Source organism: Pseudoalteromonas sp. CO342X, assembly GCF_004208915.1.
GTDB lineage: Bacteria > Pseudomonadota > Gammaproteobacteria > Enterobacterales > Alteromonadaceae > Pseudoalteromonas > Pseudoalteromonas maricaloris.
Window position 1 is genome coordinate 25,242 of sequence record NZ_SGPH01000022.1, and the last position, 19,739, is coordinate 44,980.

General features: G+C 44.4%; 15 protein-coding genes. 2 read left to right on the forward strand and 13 right to left on the reverse strand.

Features of this window, described 5'->3' with window-relative positions; translation table 11 throughout:
* Positions 1-132 precede the first annotated feature (132 nt).
* A complete protein-coding gene (locus EXT47_RS11620; protein WP_039491160.1) occupies positions 133-585 on the forward strand; it encodes a HugZ family protein in 453 nt (150 codons plus the stop codon).
* On the opposite strand, the gene EXT47_RS11625 is transcribed toward EXT47_RS11620, so the two are convergent.
* The 3 genes from EXT47_RS11625 to EXT47_RS11635 form a co-directional block, all read right to left on the reverse strand.
* Positions 582-992, reverse strand: a complete 411-nt coding sequence (locus tag EXT47_RS11625) for a GNAT family N-acetyltransferase (RefSeq protein WP_240701610.1) — start codon at positions 990-992, stop codon at positions 582-584. The genes EXT47_RS11620 and EXT47_RS11625 overlap by 4 nt on opposite strands.
* Positions 993-1,095: 103 nt before the next feature.
* Positions 1,096-2,061, reverse strand: coding sequence for a GyrI-like domain-containing protein (locus EXT47_RS11630; protein ID WP_130126628.1), 966 nt, complete (start codon positions 2,059-2,061; stop codon positions 1,096-1,098).
* Complete coding sequence (locus EXT47_RS11635; RefSeq protein WP_069022672.1) at positions 2,045-3,418, reverse strand: MATE family efflux transporter; 1,374 nt, start codon at positions 3,416-3,418, stop codon at positions 2,045-2,047. The genes EXT47_RS11630 and EXT47_RS11635 overlap by 17 nt, the downstream gene beginning before the upstream one ends.
* A 237-nt stretch (positions 3,419-3,655) precedes the next feature.
* On the opposite strand from EXT47_RS11635, the gene EXT47_RS11640 reads away from it, so the two are divergent.
* Entirely contained in the window at positions 3,656-5,110 is a 1,455-nt protein-coding gene (locus EXT47_RS11640) for a hypothetical protein (protein ID WP_130126629.1), read from the forward strand.
* Between the two features lie 43 nt (positions 5,111-5,153).
* Here EXT47_RS11640 and EXT47_RS11645 read toward each other — a convergent pair whose 3' ends face one another.
* From EXT47_RS11645 to EXT47_RS11690, 10 genes are all read right to left on the reverse strand, one after another.
* Positions 5,154-6,425, reverse strand: coding sequence for a PAS domain-containing sensor histidine kinase (locus EXT47_RS11645; RefSeq protein WP_130126630.1), 1,272 nt, complete (start codon positions 6,423-6,425; stop codon positions 5,154-5,156).
* Complete coding sequence (locus EXT47_RS11650) at positions 6,418-7,752, reverse strand: sigma-54 dependent transcriptional regulator (RefSeq protein ID WP_130126631.1); 1,335 nt, start codon at positions 7,750-7,752, stop codon at positions 6,418-6,420. The genes EXT47_RS11645 and EXT47_RS11650 overlap by 8 nt, the downstream gene beginning before the upstream one ends.
* Positions 7,753-7,792: 40 nt before the next feature.
* Positions 7,793-10,219: an ABC transporter permease gene (locus EXT47_RS11655; protein ID WP_130126632.1), complete on the reverse strand. Its 2,427-nt coding sequence runs from the start codon at positions 10,217-10,219 to the stop codon at positions 7,793-7,795.
* On the reverse strand, positions 10,219-10,941 hold the full coding sequence (locus EXT47_RS11660; RefSeq protein WP_069022682.1) for an ABC transporter ATP-binding protein: 723 nt from the start codon (positions 10,939-10,941) through the stop codon (positions 10,219-10,221). The genes EXT47_RS11655 and EXT47_RS11660 overlap by 1 nt, the downstream gene beginning before the upstream one ends.
* Before the next feature lie 11 nt (positions 10,942-10,952).
* The gene (locus EXT47_RS11665; protein WP_130126633.1) at positions 10,953-12,209 is read right to left on the reverse strand and encodes an efflux RND transporter periplasmic adaptor subunit; all 1,257 of its coding nucleotides are present in this window, start codon (positions 12,207-12,209) and stop codon (positions 10,953-10,955) included.
* Positions 12,210-12,383: 174 nt separating this feature from the next.
* Positions 12,384-13,493 carry a hypothetical protein gene (locus EXT47_RS11670; protein ID WP_130126634.1) on the reverse strand — a complete coding sequence of 370 codons (1,110 nt, stop codon included), beginning with the start codon at positions 13,491-13,493 and terminating at the stop codon, positions 12,384-12,386.
* A 27-nt stretch (positions 13,494-13,520) separates the two neighbouring features.
* Entirely contained in the window at positions 13,521-14,318 is a 798-nt protein-coding gene (locus EXT47_RS11675; protein ID WP_130126635.1) for an MBL fold metallo-hydrolase, read from the reverse strand.
* A 76-nt stretch (positions 14,319-14,394) separates the two neighbouring features.
* Complete coding sequence (gene hrpB / locus EXT47_RS11680) at positions 14,395-16,905, reverse strand: ATP-dependent helicase HrpB (protein ID WP_130126636.1); 2,511 nt, start codon at positions 16,903-16,905, stop codon at positions 14,395-14,397.
* Between the two features lie 76 nt (positions 16,906-16,981).
* Positions 16,982-18,850, reverse strand: coding sequence for a GGDEF domain-containing protein (locus tag EXT47_RS11685; protein ID WP_130126637.1), 1,869 nt, complete (start codon positions 18,848-18,850; stop codon positions 16,982-16,984).
* Entirely contained in the window at positions 18,850-19,734 is an 885-nt protein-coding gene (locus EXT47_RS11690; protein ID WP_069022693.1) for a hypothetical protein, read from the reverse strand. Before EXT47_RS11690 ends, EXT47_RS11685 begins: the two co-directional genes overlap by 1 nt.
* Between the last annotated feature and the right edge of the window lie 5 nt (positions 19,735-19,739).

Consider the following 19,739-nt stretch of genomic DNA (forward strand, 5'->3'; position numbering starts at 1 on the left):
TCTAAAAATTACCAACATACCTTTTAAAAAGGTAGCTTCAAATTTGCAGATTTGCTTACTTAGTTTTTGATTTTATTTTTAGTTTTAGCGATCATAGCAGTTAGGAGTTGTATTACTTAAGCGCATAACAAGATGAGAGAAACCGCAATCAACGAAGCAAAGGCCTTATGCCAAAGCCATAAGAGCGCATTTTTATCTACCTTCTCTAACAATCAAAAGGGTTTTCCGTTTTCTTCTATCGCTCAATATGTTTTTCTTGAAGATAATCACTTTTACTTCTTTATTAGTGATATCGCCCAGCACACCAAGAATTTAGCCAAGCACCCGGCACTTTCGTTTATGGTGCTTGGTGATGGCGCGGTTGAAGATGTTGAAAATGCGCGAGTTACTATTCTTGGGCATGCACACAAACTGCCAAGAGCGGATAGCGAAAGCCTGATTGCACAATTCGTAATAAAGCACGAAAAAGCTCAGCAATATGCCATGCTCGGTGATTTTCACCTGTGGCGAATTGAAGTGGCTAGGGTTCGATATGTAGGCGGTTTTGGCCGTGCATTTTGGCTAGAAAAACAGGAATGGTACTAAACAGCAAAAGCGTGTTCAAACTCGCTTTCTCGTCCAAGCGATTGATTGGTCATGTCAGCCAAGGTTTTGCGCCAGAACCCGCACGAACTTTCAATCTTATCTTGCATACGTACTTTCCAACGACCTTTGTATACCGACCAAATGTGTGCCATAAACTCAGTGGCGTAACGCTTTCTGCGCTCGGAAGGGGTAATATAAAGCGCGTAGACTTCAAACTCTCGGCGGTTTGAAATACCAATTACGGTAAAGCCAACCAGCTTACCATCTGCATAAAAAAGATAAGCGATATTGGTTGCGCTACACAGTTCAAACGAGCCCACTTGCTTTTGATAATGGCTCGCTTTTAGCAAATGTGTAAAAGTCTGCTCGCTGTATTTATCAACTCGAATTAACTCTAGTTCAACCACTTTTCTAATCTCCCGCTTGGTGTACGGTTGATCATGCTTAAAGTTTGTGGGCGAATTGTGAAGTTTAAAAAAAACACCAATAAAGTATTTTAACAATTTAATTTTATTTGAATTTTAGCGGCTTGACCTTTAACCAAATTTCCAGCGCAATCACCTTTTCACTTGGCGAGCCTCCATTTTCTTGTGAAATTACTTCAGGATAATGTTCTATTAAGGGCGCATCTTCTGGCTCGTACCCGCTTTGTGGCAGCCACTTTGCAAAAATATCTAATTGGAAACTCAACAAGTCTTTAATTGCTCCACGGTAGTCAAAAATTGCGTATATTCCGGCACTGAGCACATTGAGTTGATATGGCCGAGTCACCGCAGATTTTAATTCATCGTTAATCACAATTGCGCCATCGTAACGCGCTTTATCTAGTGGCGTAAAAACGGGATTATCATGACCAAAACCAAACTTTTGTACTTGGCTATAATCCAGTCCATGTGCACTAGCCCACGCTGCAAGCTGCTGCCAACAGGCGCTAATTCCTTGCAATTGGTAGCCTTGTGACGCGCGTAATGTACATAAGGGTAGCTGTGAAATAGAGTGTAGTTTAACCGGCTGAATAACACAGTGTCGCTCAGCTCTTAATGCGTGTATCCGGGTAAGTTGTGTCGTGTTAAGGGCCGGCTCAAAGTTATTGTTTGCCACCAGCTTACGTAGTTGTTCTGTTTTTCGCACACTTGAGGGAGTCACACCAAAGTGCTCTTTAAACGCTCGCGAAAAGTTTGCGCTACCAGAAAAACCAAACTGTAGCGCAATATCTGTCACACTGTACGCTTCGGCTAGCAACAGCATATTGGCCGCGCGCTCCAACCTCACGCGATTAGTGTACTGGCTCAAAGACTCACCAATCACAGCTGCAAAAATGCGCTGGAAATGAAACTTAGAAAAATGGCTCAGGCTCGCCGCTTGCTGTAACGAAAGCGGCGAACTTGGATTGCTATGCACCCATTCAATGACAGGCTGTAACCGCCCTAAATATACCTCTTCAGCGCTTAACTTTTGCTCAGTTGATTGATGCAAGCTGTATCTCTCCCGATTGGCTCTTAGCTTGTTGATAGTGTCGCCAACACAGTATAAGTGTTAACCCTGCCGCTATAAAATCAGCTCCCACAAGTGCCATAAATACACCATTTAAGCCAAAATAGTGTGGCGCAATAACGATTAATGGAACTAGAATAAACATCACCTTCAAGGCACTGTAAAAACAAGCGCGTTTGGCATCACCTTTCGCTTGATAAAATCCAGACGCTAAAATTACCACACCAAACAGCGGCATCCCCCAAAGTGCTGAGCGAAAAACACGCTCTCCTATTTCGAGAAATTCACTCGCTTCGGTAAACAGGCTCAGCCATAGCCTCGGCAATCCCATCAACCCTAGCGTCAATAACAGCGCAAATCCTGTCATACCTAAAAAAGCAACACGCGTACACGCTCTTACTCGCCCACTATGTCCTGCCGCTAAGTTATAGCCGACAATAGTTTGAAATGCGATCAACATTGCAATCGCGGGTAGAATTGCGAAATTAATAATACGTCCCAGCATGCCGTGGGCGACTACCCAATTTTCGTTTGCAAAAGACAACAGCTGCCAGTTAACCACCGCAGTTTGCACGCCAAGGCAAAATTGCGTGATCAAGATAGGCATCCCGATTGCGAGGATCGGTAGCCAAGCACAAGGTTTCCAACACACCTTAACCGCAAGCAAGTCAGTACGCTTTCTTTTGAGCTGAAGCGCAATAATCAATGCCCCCAATTGCGCTGCGATTGTCGCATATGCCGCACCTGCAACCCCCAAGCCAAATTGCGCGATAAATAGATAATCAAGTAGTATATTGAGCACAGCTGAGACTAATAACAACAGCATCATCAACTGCGGTTTACCCTGACCACGGAACATATCAGCCACAATAGGTAATAAAACTCCAGTAATGGCACAAAGATATAACGGCTGTATGTAGCTAAGCGCATCCTTTACAAAAACCGCTTCCACTTGCAAAAGTGATAAGAGCTCAAGTGGATAAAGCCAACCAAGTACCAAGAATACCACGCTAACTATACCGCCAATTATCAGTCCATGGCCGATAACCTCCGCGGCTTTATCTACTTGCTTTGCTCCGATTAACCTTGTCATAGTGGCCGCCATGCCTGCAGATATCATAGCGGTTAGCGCTATCATTAACACCTGCAGCGGGTAAACCATAGCCACCGCGCCAAATGCCATCTCTGACACATAGCGACTAATAAACCAGCCGTCGACCAAGGCATATAAACCCACAACGAGTAAACCGATACAAATGGGAATACAGGTTCGAATAAACAGCGCTAATATGGGCATCTCAGCGAGCTGCACGAGTCCTAATTGATTTTTATCTTTCATGTAAACTAATCCTCAGTTGCCATAACATGGCAAGGTAAAACTACTTATCTGGAGAGGTTACAAATTCCAAACAAAGATAAATATTCAAATATTGCGAAGTTGATGAAATTGACGCACAAAAACTGGCATAACAAAAAATCCCGCTAAGATAACATTCTTTTACAACTCTATTTTGTTCCTAAGTTAGTATATTTTGTAACCTCTACTTCTTTGATTCACTTTTGAAAGGATTTTACTATGCGTTTAGGATTAACTATTGCAGTTGCAACTATTACCCTACTAACTGGTTGCGGTGGCTCTTCAACTGACTCACAAGACCAGGCACCGCCACCCAAAACGGTCACACCACCCCCCTCTCCCACAGAAAACAAACTCAATATCACAGCACTGGACCAAAACAATCATGTTTACTCGAGCGACTTGGGTTACACCACGACTTTGGAGCGCGTCTTCAACTTAAAAGACGACAAACTATTAGTGCTCGGAGAAACATCAAGTGTTGAAGAGCTAGGTAATAAAGAAGGTTTTTATGCGATCACGAACCTAGATGGCCAAACTTATCAATATGAACAAACGCAAGAAGGATTTGTTGATGCCTGTGTTTTTGACTCAGGAGAATACGTCATAGGCCGATTTAAACGTGAAGATACTGATCAGTTCAGTGTACAACTTGAACGCTACGATGGCTCTGGTACTTTGCTACAAAGTGCTGAAATGAAGGCGTTATCAATGGACGTTAAATATGATATCCCAGCTGATAAGAGTGCTTGGCTTAAAAAGCCATTCACTATTATTCCGACAGACAATCCATTGAGCGAGATTCCATATACGCAAACTAGCATTACATGGTGGCGCTTTAACAATGTAAAATTCTCCTGCCATGACAACAACTTGTACGTCAGTTATAACAACGGAGGTCAAAAGATTGCGAAATACGACGTAAACCTCCAACTTAAGTGGCAAAAGCTGATCGATATTCGTTACTGGGCTAACAGTTCGCGTGCGTCTGAAGCAATTGAAATGGCGCTCTCTGAGAACGGATTTTTATACACAGTGCAAAATATTAGTACTGATGCAATTCCTGCCTACAATCATAAGTTCTCAACCAACCATGCGATACCCGATAACACAGAGCAAAGTGCGATGCACATGATTGTAAAAACCTTTAATGTAGACGGCGAACAACTCAATGAACAATTTATCAGTGATACTGACTCATCGTTAGTTGAGGATGTTCAAGTACATCAAGACAGTGTATTTGTTGGTGTATCGGCACGCCGCAGCAAAACGGGTAAAACAAGATATTCAAGCGAATGGGATATTGGCTTAGTAAAAATTTCCCATGGTGAAAGGGCTGCTGAGCGTTATTGGTATGACTTAGATAAAGAAGATGTGCTACGTGGAGTAAAGATCAGCAACGGTACATTATTTGTGTACGGCCATACTGGTGGTGTACAAGTGGACACAAATAGCTGGGTCGAACATAGCAAGGCGTTTATTGGAAAAATCAACCTTGAAAACCTAGCCGATATTGCTGTTGAAACCACTAGCACAGCACGTTCCGCCAGTTTCCAAGATTTAACCATTCAAAATGGCGTGTTAAGCGCTGTGGGACTTGAGAATGCGCCCATGACACATTCTACCGATATTTCTATGGCAGGTTTGCTCATTAAAAAAACACTCAACGATTAGACCTGCCAAGTGGTGATAACGACCAAGTTATCACCACTTATTATTAACGCGAAAGCAAAGTAACCACAGCTTGAGCCCCTTTATTGTCCGGTAAATTCGCTAAATGCAACTCCCCTTGCTGATTACGAATAAGCTCCCTGCTCAACACCAAGCCGATACCCGAGCCATTTGGTTTAGTGGAATAAAATGGTACAAAAAGGTTATCTGGATTGGCGATACCAGCGCCGTTATCTTTTAGGGTAAAGCGCCAATTTTTTGGTTTATCTAGGGTTAGCGTTATGCCATCATTCCCCGCAGATTGATTTGCTTGCTCAGCATTATTGACAAGGTTGATCATAGCCTGCGTTAGCTGAGCTTCATCACAATAAACCAAGCCTTTATTAAGCGCCTTTATCTCAACACCGGGAAATAAAGCTTGCCAGCGCGATACCAGCAACTCTACCTCAATGCTGTGCATATCAACGGGTGGGAGCTGCGCTACTTGTGCGTAGTTTGCAACAAATTGCTGTAAATGTGCGGCACGGTTTTCTATTACCCCGAGCATAGTTTGCTGCATCTCAGGTGAAATGATATTGCCATCTTGTTGTAGAGATTGCGCCATTGAGTAGACCGGAGTTAAGGCGTTTCGCACTTCATGATTGAGCACCGATAGTAGCTTTTGCCATACCTGCTTTTCATTATCTCGCAGTGCTTGCTCTACTGAGAAAAACACCAGTAATTGATAGACCCGCTGCCCCCGATATAGTTTATGAGCTGCAATGCTAAATCGAGAGATGTGCTGCGTATGCTGCCATTGTTCATCCACATACTGAAGCCCCATTGCTTTCACATGTGCACCGTGTACCACCTGCTCTGGATACACGGTATTCATGGCATGATTGGCAAAATACACATGATGATGCGCATCAATTACCACTATTGGCAGGGTGAGTTCGCTAATAAAATTAAATACAAAAGCTTCATTCTGACCATATTCTTGACGCTTTTGCTGTAATCGCTTGGCAGCTTCTTTGAGCTCGGCCTTGAGCAATTCAACCCGACCCTTGCGGTATTGCGCTAACTGCCATACACCAAACTCTTCATTGGTCACACCGTCCAATTGGACAGCCAAATTTTCAAGCACCTGCATTACTGCCCGATAGCCGTAACTCAGTGCGAATACAGAGGGGAGCATCACACCGAGCAACAAAGTGATTGCACTTAACAGCGTAAGCTTAAAATAGTAGATCATCCCAAGCGCGAGCATAGCAAGTGTAATTATAGGTATCGCAAAGCCCACCAGTAACTTGTGCTCAAGTGATGTCAGCTTAGCCATCAAGCTCTGCCTTTGGGCTAATATCATGCTTTTCTAGGCGTCGATAAATTGCAGATTTACTCAAGCCCAAAAACTCTCCAGCGGCCACTACATTGCCATCAAAATGGCGGATCGCTCTTGCAATCATGCGTTTTTCGGCTTCTTCAAGGCTCAAAAGTGGGATCTCTTGCTCTGGTACACCTTCCTCAAGCTCAATATCATCCGCAGTTATCTCAGGCTGAAGTCCTAAGATCACTGCTCGTTCAATGACATGAGATAGCTCACGAATATTACCAGGCCAGCTGTAACTCAATAATTTGTCTAGCGCCTCTGCAGTTAGCGTGCGCTCCCGCCCGGTATCATTACCATGGCGCCTAGTGTGTTTAGCTAAAAAATGGGCTGCTAAGCTTGGCAGCTCTACTAATCTCGCTCTCAGTGGCGGTACCCTTAGCACCACCGTATTTAAGCGATAGAGTAAGTCCTGACGAAACTGCCCGGCGTTAATCGCTTCTGACAAATCCGTATTAGTGGCAGAAACAATCCGCGCATTACTGCGGCGCGTTTCAGAATCTCCCACGACTTCATATTCACCCGTTTCGAGCACGCGTAATAGCTTGCCCTGAAGTGACAACGGCAAACTGCCGATTTCATCTAAAAACAAAGTGCCATTTTCAGCCATTTCAAACCGTCCAGTGCGGTTTGCTTTTGCATCGGTGAATGCGCCTTTGCAATGGCCAAATAACTCACTTTCAAATAATTCCGTTGGAATAGCGGCCATATTCACGCTCACAAAAGCGTGCTCAGAGCGACCGCTCTTCTCATGAATATATTTAGCCAACTGACTTTTTCCGCAGCCATTTTCTCCCAGAATAAGCACGTTGGCATTGGTTTTTGCAACGCGCTGAGCTTGCTGAAATAACTGAGAGGTTGCGTTATTGTCTGCGTGTGATTCATGTGATGACGATAGTGCTTCAGCACTTTTAGTGTAGCGTCTAACGGTGTTCAGCAGCCGCAGATTTTGCCAAGGTTTTTCAATGAGGTCACATGCGCCCAACTGCATTGCTTGGACCGCAAGTTCAACTTTGGCCCACGCGGTAATAACAACCACAGGCACACTTATTTGCGCTTGTCTCAACCAACTAAGAAATTGCAGCCCTTCTTTTCCTGAGGTTGTATCTCTATTGAAGTTCATATCAAGCAAAATAAGCGCAACGGACTGCTCTAATAACATAGCTTTGGCTTCATCTGGGTGTGCGGCTTCAAGACTCATAAAACCATGACTTTGTAGCACTATGGTGGCTGACATTCGCACGTCAGGGTTGTCGTCGATGATTAAAACTGGCGTCATCACTTCCTACTTATATTTTGTTTGGGCTTACGCCCAAACTTTAATGTTTTAATGCACGCATTGGTGTCGAGTTTATTAACTGTTTCATTGGGTAAATTGCCGTGGCTAACGCAAAAGCCAACATGGTAACAATCACCACAAGCAACCAGCTGGATTTTGCCAACAACCAATCTGACGAAACACTCATATAAAATCCCGCAACAACCATAATGGCAGCCAACATCGCCACTAGCATAGGCGCGATGGTATCTGACAATAACAACCGATATAAACGTTGTTTCTTGGCACCAAGTGCCATTCGCATTCCAAACTCGTAGCGTCTTTGTTGAAAGCTATAGTTAAGCACACCGTAAATGCCCACCCCAGATAACAACAAACAAAAACCACAAAGCGCAAAGCTTAGCAGTAAAGTCAGGCGCTCCAAATAGGTAATGCTCTGATATGTCTTTGTTAAGTTTGAAAAACGCCATATTCCCGCCTGACCATTCACGGTGCTGATGGCATTTTGGATCTGAGCGCGAGTAAGTGATGCTCCCGGTTCCATTTCTATCATAAATGGATATCCCAAAGGCAGCGCGGGTAGCCAAACGGTTTTACCTTGAAGTTCATGATGACGTTTAGGGTGATTGAAGTTTTTTGAAATACCTACTATTTCAGCAGGTACATCTGGGTTAAAAATAAAATACGTTTCACCAATCACATCACCGCCTGGCTTTAACGCCTGTGCCGCACCCCAAGAAACAATAGCCACTTCCTTTTCGCCTCGAATTGCAGCTTCGCTAAAAGTGCGTCCGGCAACGAGCTCAAGCCCAGTTAATGCAAAATAATCCGGCCCAACGTTACCTCTAACCATGCTCGGTGTCCATTCACCCGCCATATCTTGCATAGCAACCACAGGGACATCGCTTTGTAATGGACTTTCTCCATGGGCGACGCCTAACACGCCCGGAATGTTAGTCAGCGCGAGTTTGAATCTTTCAATATTGGCGTAACGCGCGGGAAATGGAGTGGGATCTGCGGGAATATGTAGCATCACGCTATACATATTGTCCAACTTTGTTCCGAGCGGTCTAAGCAAGGTATCGGCGCTTTTACATAGCACTAAGGTCGCCCCAAGTACCAGCACTGTGGTAAAAAACAGCTGTACCGCAACCAGTGTTTTTGTCGTCGCTATGCGTACCGCTTTTACGCTGCCCTTACCTGACGACTGCATGCTTTGTTTTAGTTGGCTAAAATCAATCATGCGTGAGGTGACAAACGCAAACAATAAAGCCAATAACAGTGCGGTTAGGATAGCACTGAGCAGCACTGTGGTATCTAAGGTTAAAGTGTCAATCAGCGGCAAATAGCCACTGGTGAGCGATTTAACTAACCTCAGCTCCCACGCGGCGATAAATAACCCCACCAGCACAGCGCCTGACACCAATAACAGCGCTTCTAGCAAAATGCCACGAAACAACAACTTACGCTTCGCACCGAGCATAGCTTGTAAGGCCAGTTGCTGTTGGATGGTGTGAGCTCGAGAGATAAACAAATTACTCACATTAAAAATTGCGATGAGTACCAAGCATGACACACTCAACAACACGATAATGGCAAGCTTGTCATGTCCCGCCAGTTCTACGTCACGGTACGAACGTACTATAGGTTCAATATCAAGTAACGCTTCGTCAGCCGATTTCCATTCGCTTTGGTGCAGTTGAGCATTTTGATATAGCTGCTCTGCGAGGATATCCTGACCACTATTGACTGGTAATATCGCCAGTAACTTCAAGTTGTTTAGTCTGCTACTCCACGGATGATACTCGCCGCGCTGATCACCAAAAAATCGCTCATCTTCAGAGAAACTAAGCCACAGCGCCCCATTTCCTTCACTTAAAAAGTAAGGATCACCATGCGTACGTGCAGCAACACCGATGATGGTGTACAGTCTGCCAACAATCCGCAGACTCTCCCCAAGCACATTGTCATCACCATTGAAGTATTGTTGCCAAAGTTGATAGGAAATAATGACCTCTGGATTTTTCTGGCTAATGCTTTTCGTCGGCGTTAGGTATCGCCCCAGTGCTAGCGGCATTTTCACCATACTAAAATAATCCGAACTTGCAAAAGTCAGCGTAAGCTTTGGCTTGCCAGCTAGATTTTCAACCACATCAGAAAAGCTACTGATCAGAGCTCGTTTTTCATACATGGAGGGGGTCTGATACCAGTTCAGCATATTTTGAAAGCTTTGCAGCCCTTCAGACACCCTATCTTGATATACGTTTTTTTGTTCTACCACCACAAATCGTGATTCATTTTCAATCTCAAGCGGCTTAATAAAAAAGCCACTAAACAGACTCAATGCGACAAAAAAGCAGCTTAACGCGAGTGCCAACGTCAGTACTAACGTGATACAAAAATTCGGTACTTGAAGCAAACTTTTGATTGCCAGCCCTAGTTGACGCCGAAGTTGCAAAAACCCCATTACACCACCTCCGCAGTACAACTATCACGTTTTGCAACGCTTGATGAAACCTGTACCCCATCTAAAAGCTGAATTTGCCGCTTGGCATAACCTGCATAGCGAATATCGTGCGTCACCATGCAAATGGTTGTGCCTTGCCTATTCAACTCCCCCAACAAGGCCATTACCGCATCACCATTTTTAGAATCGAGGTTTCCAGTTGGTTCATCGACTAATAAGATACTTGGCTCACCTGCAAGCGCACGCGCAATAGCCACTCGCTGTTGCTGGCCACCAGATAGTTGGTTTGGTTTATGTTTTGCTCGGTGAGACATTTCAACTTGCTTAAGCGCGCCCATCACACGGCGCTCAATTTCGTCAGTCGCAAGCGCAGGCTCACGATATTGAAGCGGTAAAGCCACATTATCAAATACTGTTAACCCATCGAGTAGATTAAATGACTGAAAGACAAAACCGATATGCAAATTACGCAGCTCTGCTTGCGTGTCTGCGTCTAGCGTACTGGTTTCTATATCTTGGATGCGATAGCTGCCTGAAGTGATGTCATCTAGTAGTCCAAGAATGCTCAATAGAGTGGATTTTCCCGATCCTGAAGGACCAGTTATCGCAACGTAATCGCCCCTTTCAATTTCAAGGTTAATGTTGCTAATGGCGTGAGTTTCAACATCCTCGCCAAAGAACACTTTGCTCACTTGATGTAATGCCAAAATTGTCTTGTCCATTTGTTCTTCCTTTACCGATTGAGTGATTTAATTGTTATTTTTTCTAGGTGCTGGTAGTCAGACATCTCTGACACCACCACTTGCTCACCGGATACACCGCCTTCAAGTACTTCTATGGCATTGCCGGCTAGTTTACCAAACTTAAAACTTTTTTTGATAAGCATGTTGTTTTGTTTATCTAAAACAAATAATTGACTATGAGATTGTGGAGTTACACGCGGTGGCTTAATCAGTGAAAGTGCGGCGGTCTTTTTTGCTGTAAAAATTTGCCCTTCAACAGTCAAAAGTGGGCGAGCATTGCTTGGCAGCTCTCCAAGTAATGTCAGTTCTATCGCAATACGCCCGTCTTGTACGATGGGTACAATGCGGCTAACCTTTGCCTCAACCTGACCAACAAAGGTGTCTACTAGCGCTCGTTGACCTAAGATAATCTCGCTTGCTTCTCGCTCAGGCACCAGTAAGTCGGCTACCAAAGTTCGCTCACTGCCCACCACGGCTAGCGCCTGCCCGCGTGTAATTGCTTGACCTTGACTGACATGTACTTGCTGCAACATGCCGCTGATCCCCGCAGTGACTTGTAATTGCTCCACCGCCTGAAGCGCAACCTGATAGCTCAGTTCATATTCTTTTAATAGCTCTAGCTCAATCTCAATTCTTTGCTTATGTAATGCACTGGTTTGGCTAAGCTGCTGCTGGGCGAGCTTTACTCGCTCGCTTAACTGGGCGACCGTTAAGATTGAGCGCTGATGATCTAAGCTTGAAACTATGCCTTGAGTGATTAGTTGGCGCTCAGCCTGCTCTCGCAATTTGGCATTTTCAAGCTCACTGCTGAGTAGAGTATTTTGCCCTTTCAATACAAGTCGCTCACTTTCTTGGCTTAGCCTTAACGCTTCAACATTGGCTTTTTGCCTAGCGAGTACTAGTCTTTCTCGGTGGAGTTGCTGAGTTAACTCAGGATTGGTTAACTGTAAAATAACGGTGTCTGGCTCTACCCTGCTGCCAGGAAGATGCAGTACGGTTTCAACTTGCGCTGCAAATGAGGTCGTGATCTCTCTACTGATCTTTGAGCGTAATCGGCCATAGCCTTTAACACTAAACTGTATCGGTCCGGATTGAACAGTGGCAAATTTAAGCATTTCAGCATCTATTTGCTGGTCGTGAGGCACCATCCATCCGCCCATTGCAGCGAGCACAATAAGGGTCGTTAACAGCCACCACCGACGAAATGGCTTTTTAGCCGTTTTGGCAAGGCTAGTGTGAATATCCATCGAATTACCATGTTATTATTTTTATACGGTAATACGATATTCAGGCCAAATTTAACCTATTGATTTTTATAAAGTTAAAATAATTCGCCTGTATGAACTTTCCCTAACTTGGGACTGTGTAATATCAGTTATGGGAAACCTGCCGCTCAGCAAAGAACAACTGGTTTAGATAGCCTATTTAATTCGCCAAATTGCTTTAAAGGTTTTACTCGCCAAATAGAAAAATAACAGCGGCATCAATACTAACTTCAGTACCAAAAGCGATACCACGTTTAAGAAGTCGATAAAGAGTGACTCAGCAGCGTCGAGCATATCGCTAATACCACTAGAAACCGCTTTAATTGCTCGGCTTAGCGTCCCCTCATTGCTACCGTGAAGCTGCTCATTGAGCTTTTCGATTGCGTGTTGATGTTGGTCTTTTTCTCTATTGATAAGCGCTATTTGAGTGTCGAGTTTTGTTTTATCGCTGGCCAATCGCTGTTGCTTTTCAATCAGTGGCTTAGCCTCTTCACTTTTGGTAAATGTTAGCCACTCGGATAAACTTCGGTTCGCTTGAGCCGCTTCAATATCACCTTCCAAAGCGGTAATTTCAGCATGTAGCTCGGTAGCTTCACCATGAAGTTGGATCTGTTGTTTCGTCAATAGCGCTATTTGCTCACTATGGCTTTGCTTTTGACTGGTGATTTGAGCCTTTATTTTTGCACTTTGCGTGCTGGTCTTTGTTGCTTGAGATTGAAAGAGGTCAACACTGCTCGACACCACTTCACTTTGTTTATTTATTTCTTGGTCCAGTAACAGTTGGCTAGTGAGACCCGTCGATAGAATTACAAACGGAACCACAAAACGGATCAGTAGCATCGTGGCTAATATTTTAGTCCTTACCGTTTGCCAAAGTCCTAGATAGCAGCACACGAAATATCCAATTACGGTGACGGTAAAAGCAACACTGAATAATATATGGGTGGAAATAGTGTAGAGAATACGTTGGATAAACAAAGAGCCAATGGCTAGTTGCATCACATCAGAAATGTATTCGGCTAAATCATTGATAGGATCGAGTAGCTGCGCAGGCTGAATGCTTGCAACACCAATCCCAACCTCAGCAGATTGCAGCAAAGAAATAGCGCCATTTACCGTACGTGCTGAAGCATAGACAAGCGAAGACTGTAGTAGCGCATCATCAATAAAGGTCATCATGGCGGTATTAAACTCTGGCAGCCAACTTATCACCACAAGGATGGCCAACAGAAAATATAATGCTATTTTTCCACTTTTTGCTTGCATATCAGCCTCAGCCTTTTAGCAGTTTTATTAAGCTTTGTTTGCTTGCTCTAGCACGGTAATAGTGCGCTCAATGAAGCGGGTAAGCGCCCGCTCAGGAAGAAAGGGTTGTCGCCCTTCAAGATTAAACTGTGATAATAAGCGCTTAATCTCCTCATCGTTCTTTATTTGCTCAACCGACTTACCCGCCTGATTCAAAATCTTCACCCGCTCAACCAAAGCGAATGTTTGAATTCTATGTTCTTCGAGTTCTCTTTTCGATGTAGGTTTGCCATGACCTGGCACAATCAACGTATTTTGATCGCCAATCGATAAAAGTAAGTCTACCGCTTTATTAAAACCCATTAAGCCCCCAGCATAAAATGTTGGATGCCAGTTTGTAGTGTAAATGTCCCCGGTGAACAAAATATTGCTCGTGGGGTGATAGAGGATGTTGTCATTGGCGGTATGTGAAACTGCTTGAGTATGCTTTATCACCCCAAATTCCTTTAACCCTTGTGGGCTCTCAACAAGTGTAAAACCTTGTTGTTGGAAAAAAGCATTACCACCAGTGTGATCCGAATGACTATGCGTATTTAGCAGGTATTTTTTCTCGGTCTGAAAGCTATTCTTTATCAAATCATTGAGCTTTGGCAAATCCGCATCTTCAGCTGTGGGGTCAATGATCACCACTCCCCTGTTCGTTGCAAAGATCCCAATGTTTGTGCCATAACTTTTATCTCTAACGACTTTTGCTGTGTCAGATTGATAAAGCACTTCAAACTCACCGCTATAAGTTGGCTGAGCAACAATTAAGCCCAATAAGATGAACCCCGTAATAGACCGCATTTCACACTCCTTTCTACATTAGACTGTTCACGTTATAGCCATTATGACTTCTTTACAAGCCTATTGCTCCACCAGCCTACTTTCCTCTCGGTTTTATGGAGCGGCCAGGCTTTTCCTCGAGCGGTTTATCTGGCCATCGGTGTTTTGGATATCGACCACGCATTTCTTTGGCCACCTCAAAATAAGAAGTTTGCCAAAAGCTGCTTAAATCACTGGTGGTTTGGATTGGCCTTTTCGCTGGAGATAACAGCTCAAATCGCACTGCGACTTGACCGTTGGCGAGCGTTGGCGACGTCAATTGACCAAACATTTCTTGTAACACCACAGAAACGGTTGGCCCTTGGTGCTCATCGTAGCGGATCGCGACTCGCTTATCGCTTGGCGTAACATAAAACTCAGGTGCTTGCGCTTCGAGTTGCTGTTGCTGCTCCCAAGTGAGTGTCGCTTGAAGCAGGTTAAAAATATCCAGTTGCTTCAGTTGTTTGATAGTGTTTACGCCCGTCAAATAGGGCAATAACCAAGTATCAAGCTGCGCTATCAAACTTGACTCAGATATCTGTGGGAAGGTATTCAATTGTTCACTTAACCATTTAGCTCGAGCGAGCCAAGCGTGACTTTTTGCCGACCAATTGAGCAAACCAAGCCCTTCCGATGTGAGAATATCCTTCACACATTGGGCAAACGCTTCTTTGGGAATTTGACTCAGGTTTTGCTCTTTTAATACCAGAGCATGATATTTAACTTGTTGCCGGCCCTGAATCGCCTCTTTTTTACTATCCAGTTGATACTGCACCGCCTCATTCAAGTATGGGGTTAGATGCTCGAGTAATGTGCTCTTTTCGATTGCGCAGCTTAGAAATACCAAGCCATCTTTATTTTTGCCATCCACATCACAAACAATCAAATAGGCCTGACCTTGCAGCGGATCGCCGTCACGTAATGTTACTCCCCGGCCATTCGCAAGCAAGTAGCGGTTATCCCCTTGAGGACGTTTTTGCGCAGCTCTGTCAGGAAAGGCATGGAGCAATAAAGTAGGCACTAAGGTTTGAATATCTACAAGGTTGATTGCTTCACTCTTGAGACTAATTCCCAGTTTGTGTGCAAATGATTTGGCCAATTTTACGGCCTGCTCTGTGGCAGCTCTGTGCAAACGATATGCTTTGGCGGCACGGGTACGGTCTTGAACAAATTCAATCAACGCCAATACTCGCTCACATATATCGCTTGTGTTGGCTTGTACTACAATATCGCGCTCGCTCAATATTGCCGCCAAAAAACAAGCAAGTTGTTGCGAAATTAGCGTCTCACATCGCAGCAACATGCTGGCAAGACGAGGCGAAACGCCTAGTTGTAGTGCACGTTGCCCAGCACTTAACACTTTATTCTGTGCATCGACCAAGCCAAGCGAGTGATTCAATTGACAGGCCACCGAAAAATGTTGCATCGGTGGCGGTGTTAGCCAATTCGCGTCCTTGTATTGTGTCACTCCCCACGCGCTTAGCTCTAACGCTAAGTCAGAAAGGTCCGTGGTGGTTATTTCTTCTGGCTGAAAATCACTTAAATTATGATGCTCACTTTCGCGCCAAAGACGTAAACAATGGCCCGCTTGTAGACGACCCGCACGCCCTGCACGTTGTGTTGCAGATGCCTTTGAGATCATCACCGTATCGAGCCGCGAGAGACCGCTTTTAACGTCATAATTCAAGCGTTTTTCAAGGCCAGAATCTATAACCATAGTGATCCCGGCTATAGTCAAACTGGTCTCAGCAATATTGGTCGCAAAAATAACACGTCTTGATGCACTGGCGCTTTTACTGAGCACCTTTTCTTGTTCAGATAGGGGTAATCCGCCGTACAAAGGCAGAAGCTCAACATTACTTTGTTCAAGCTCTTGGCACGCCTGAATGCAGCGCTGAATATCAGCCTGCCCGGGGAGAAACACCAATACATCGCCATCGCTTTGTAGAGTGAAAGCATGGCGCAGCGCACTTAACACATGATCTGCCAAGTAACGACTCGCTTTACCGATATATTCAATTTCAACAGGATAGGTTTTACCAGGGCAAGATAACCTTGGTGCACCATCCAGATAATTCGATAATAGCTCAGTGTCTATGGTGGCGGACATCACTAGCAATTTGAGGTCGTCACGATATGCTTGTTGCACTTCAAACGAGAGCATTAAAGCTAAATCCGCATGAATCGAACGCTCATGAAATTCATCGAAAATAATAAGTGCAACATCACTGAGTTCGGGATCCGCTTGAAGACGGCGAGTCAATACGCCTTCGGTGACGATTTCCAAGCGGGTGTTGGATGAAACACGTTGCTCGTTTCGAATTTGATAGCCGACTCGCTCGCCGACCGATTCTCCCAGCTGTTTGGCTAAATAGGTTGCAATAGATTTTGCCGCCACACGACGTGGCTCAAGCATAATTATTTTTTTACCTGAAAAAATATCAGCTTGCAGTAAACGTAGCGGCACTAAGGTCGATTTACCTGCGCCGGGTTCGGCCTGTAATACCAGACGGTTATCATTGGTTAAAGTGGAAATAATCTCGGGGATGAAGGCTTCAATCGGCAGCAAAACTATAACGCTTTATTATTCTATCTTGCTCAATATGATACACCTAAACTGGATGTCTCCAAACAGCCGAATTCGCTTATCGGGTATTACAAGCATAAATAAGATCGGATAGATTTGACCACGTTTTTAATTTGCCAGCTTGTAAGTATGAGCGTAAATTTTGCACCATGTGCTCTGCCGGACTTTGCACTTCCTCGTCTCCAGTGTGGACACCAACCCAAGCATTACGATGAGATTCCTTCGCTAGATATAAACCACCGTCGGCTAACTCCAACACATGCTCCCAGCTAAGCTTATCTGGTTGCGTTGGATCAAACGGGAATGGAGCAAAACCGATTGAGCAAGTACAGTTGATAGATTGATCGTTCACCACAAATGGATAGCTCTCCACTTGGCGACGGATCCGCTCTGTCACTTCGTGCGCAGCCGCCCTGTCCATATCTGGCATCACCAGCAGAAACTCTTCCCCACCCCAGCGCACTATAATATCTGACTCACGTGTGCATTGCTTAAGGATTTCAGCAAAATCTTGCAGCACGATATCTCCTGCTGCATGACCAAAACTATCATTGATATTTTTAAAGTGATCGATATCAATAATCACAAAAATCAGATCGGTATTTTGTTGTAATTCAGGTGTTTGCCATCTTTGTTTGTATACTTCAATGGTGCCATCAATGACGCTAAAAAAGTGATGTCGATTACTCAGCCCGGTTAAGCTATCGGTGAAACTGAGGGTTTGCAAACGTTTGTTTCGCTCCGCCAGTTCCTCGGTCCGCTGCGCAACCTGACTCTCTAACAGCTTAGTGTATCGACGATTCTGCCAACGCCAATAAAAAACCAGCAACAAGGTAAATGCAAGCAAGGCTATCAACAACCAACGCTGCTGACTTAATCTTGCGTTTTCTATCTGTTGCTGATGCGCCATAATCTGCTTTGCCTGCTGGGCATTGTCTCGCTCAAGCTCATTAAGCGCCTGCTTTTGTTGTGCGAGAGAATATTGCGCTTCTAGCTTAAGTAGTTTGTTATTACGCTTTTGCAAATTCAGTGACTGCTCAGTAACGGCATAGCGTTTTAAATAACGATGCGCTTGCTGATAGTCTCCAAGCTGGGCATAGGCTGAAGCCAGTATCCATTGCAACTGAGATTGAAAAAGTAAAAAACGTGTGCCGAGTGTATCTCTCAGCCCTGCCTGAGCTAAATCAATTGAAACTGCAAAATCACCACTTTGTAAAGCGACTCTGGCACGCTGCGCCGCTGCCATAATCCGCATTCTTTGGTTTTGAACCAAATAACCTGCATTGTCTAACTCATCTAGAATTTGTTTAGCTGGTAAATATTCACCGAGCTGTAAATGAGCCCAAGAACGCGTCAGCTTTAACTGCGCTAGTGTCTCCTGTCGAATACCTGAAATCTCTGGTACGAAAGAGGACTTGAGCGCTAAACGATAAGCGCCCTTATCCATATTCAAGCGCGACTGCCATAAACTGATATCGGCTTTTATCTGGGCATTATCATCAATTTGCTCAGCCAGCAATGAGGCTTTATCTAAATAACGCTGTGCTAACTCATAGCTCTCTAAGTCAATATCAAGGTGAGCGATGGCGAGATAGGTGTTTGCCTTTAAAAATGTATTGTTATCTGCTTCGGCCAACTGCAATGCTTGTTGGTGCAAGTCCAAACCATCCTCAAACTCACCAAAGTGTTGAACTATACTACCCTCTAACAGTAATGCTTTGATTTGCAGCGGCTTATTACCTTGCGCACGCGCTTGTTCTCGCAGCGCTCTGATGTCCGGTAATAAAGACAAGTCATAATCTTGTTCAGCCGACATTTGTAGCGCATTTAAATTGCGCTGTATTTGTTCCGAAGATTCGTAAGCAAAACCACAAAATGTAATTAGCGCACTTACCAATATGCAAAGCGATACCACAGCTGGCTGCATTAGTCTCCCCCCACCAGCATTTCAGCGTTAGCCACCTGCCAATTCGCCACTTTTTTGTTGATAAAACCAGATTCTGTCAACGCCCGTTTTAGCACGCCTCGTCGTTTAAGTATTTTTAACCCACGATTGAGTGCCGCAAATATTTGCACGCCTTCAGGATGGTTTTTACTGACGACAAAATGCCGAGAGTCTGGCAAGACAACCTTAATATTTTCGATTGGGACATATTCTTTACCTTCAAAATTTAGAGTTAAAGAATCACTCACGCTAAAATTAATCAACATAGTGTCAACGACATCGCTTTCTACCATTGCCAACATGGTTTCCCACGGGCCAATAAAGCTCACCATGTGTAAGTCTGTATTCATCAAGGCACGCCAATCCACTTCCCATTGCGGGTTAGAAACAACATTCAGCTGCCGAAGCTGTGAAAGCGGCGTTTGCTGCAGTGCGACGTTACGCTTGGTGACGTAAAGCCCTGCTTCGTAATCTCCAACTTCAACAAGCGGATCTGAGATAAATAATGAGCCGCGATAGTCCACGATATTTTCATGCCAAACACTACGAGCAAGGATTAAACTTTCCCCAGCGATCAGATCAGAAAACTCTAGAATATTCACCGAAGGTTTTGGATTAAATACGACTTTACGTGTTTCACCACCAAGAAATAGAGCCTGCTGTAATAGTACCATTTCGATGATTTCAATATGAGAACCTTTGGTGGTAGGAAAGAAAGAATCAACGTCTAAGACGTCACGACCAGCAAGAAAGTGCTCATAACGCTGACTGAAATTTTCGCTACTGATTATATCAACAACCAGCTGATTACTCCCCCAACAGAGATTGGAAATAAAAAGGAGTGAAAACAGCCACTTCATCTTCATTGTTG

Excerpts from the sequence above, each read along its gene's own strand:
- EXT47_RS11665 (WP_130126633.1), bottom strand. The coding sequence starts at position 12,209 with ATGGATATTCACACTAGCCTTGCCAAAACGGCTAAAAAGCCATTTCGT.
- EXT47_RS11655 (WP_130126632.1), bottom strand. The coding sequence starts at position 10,219 with ATGGGGTTTTTGCAACTTCGGCGTCAACTAGGGCTGGCAATCAAAAGT.
- EXT47_RS11620 (WP_039491160.1), top strand. The coding sequence starts at position 133 with ATGAGAGAAACCGCAATCAACGAAGCAAAGGCCTTATGCCAAAGCCAT.
- EXT47_RS11670 (WP_130126634.1), bottom strand. The coding sequence starts at position 13,493 with ATGCAAGCAAAAAGTGGAAAAATAGCATTATATTTTCTGTTGGCCATC.
- EXT47_RS11685 (WP_130126637.1), bottom strand. The coding sequence starts at position 18,850 with ATGCAGCCAGCTGTGGTATCGCTTTGCATATTGGTAAGTGCGCTAATT.
- EXT47_RS11645 (WP_130126630.1), bottom strand. The coding sequence starts at position 6,425 with ATGGCTAAGCTGACATCACTTGAGCACAAGTTACTGGTGGGCTTTGCG.
- EXT47_RS11650 (WP_130126631.1), bottom strand. The coding sequence starts at position 7,752 with ATGACGCCAGTTTTAATCATCGACGACAACCCTGACGTGCGAATGTCA.
- EXT47_RS11640 (WP_130126629.1), top strand. The coding sequence starts at position 3,656 with ATGCGTTTAGGATTAACTATTGCAGTTGCAACTATTACCCTACTAACT.
- EXT47_RS11660 (WP_069022682.1), bottom strand. The coding sequence starts at position 10,941 with ATGGACAAGACAATTTTGGCATTACATCAAGTGAGCAAAGTGTTCTTT.
- EXT47_RS11675 (WP_130126635.1), bottom strand. The coding sequence starts at position 14,318 with ATGCGGTCTATTACGGGGTTCATCTTATTGGGCTTAATTGTTGCTCAG.
- EXT47_RS11690 (WP_069022693.1), bottom strand. The coding sequence starts at position 19,734 with ATGAAGATGAAGTGGCTGTTTTCACTCCTTTTTATTTCCAATCTCTGT.
- EXT47_RS11635 (WP_069022672.1), bottom strand. The coding sequence starts at position 3,418 with ATGAAAGATAAAAATCAATTAGGACTCGTGCAGCTCGCTGAGATGCCC.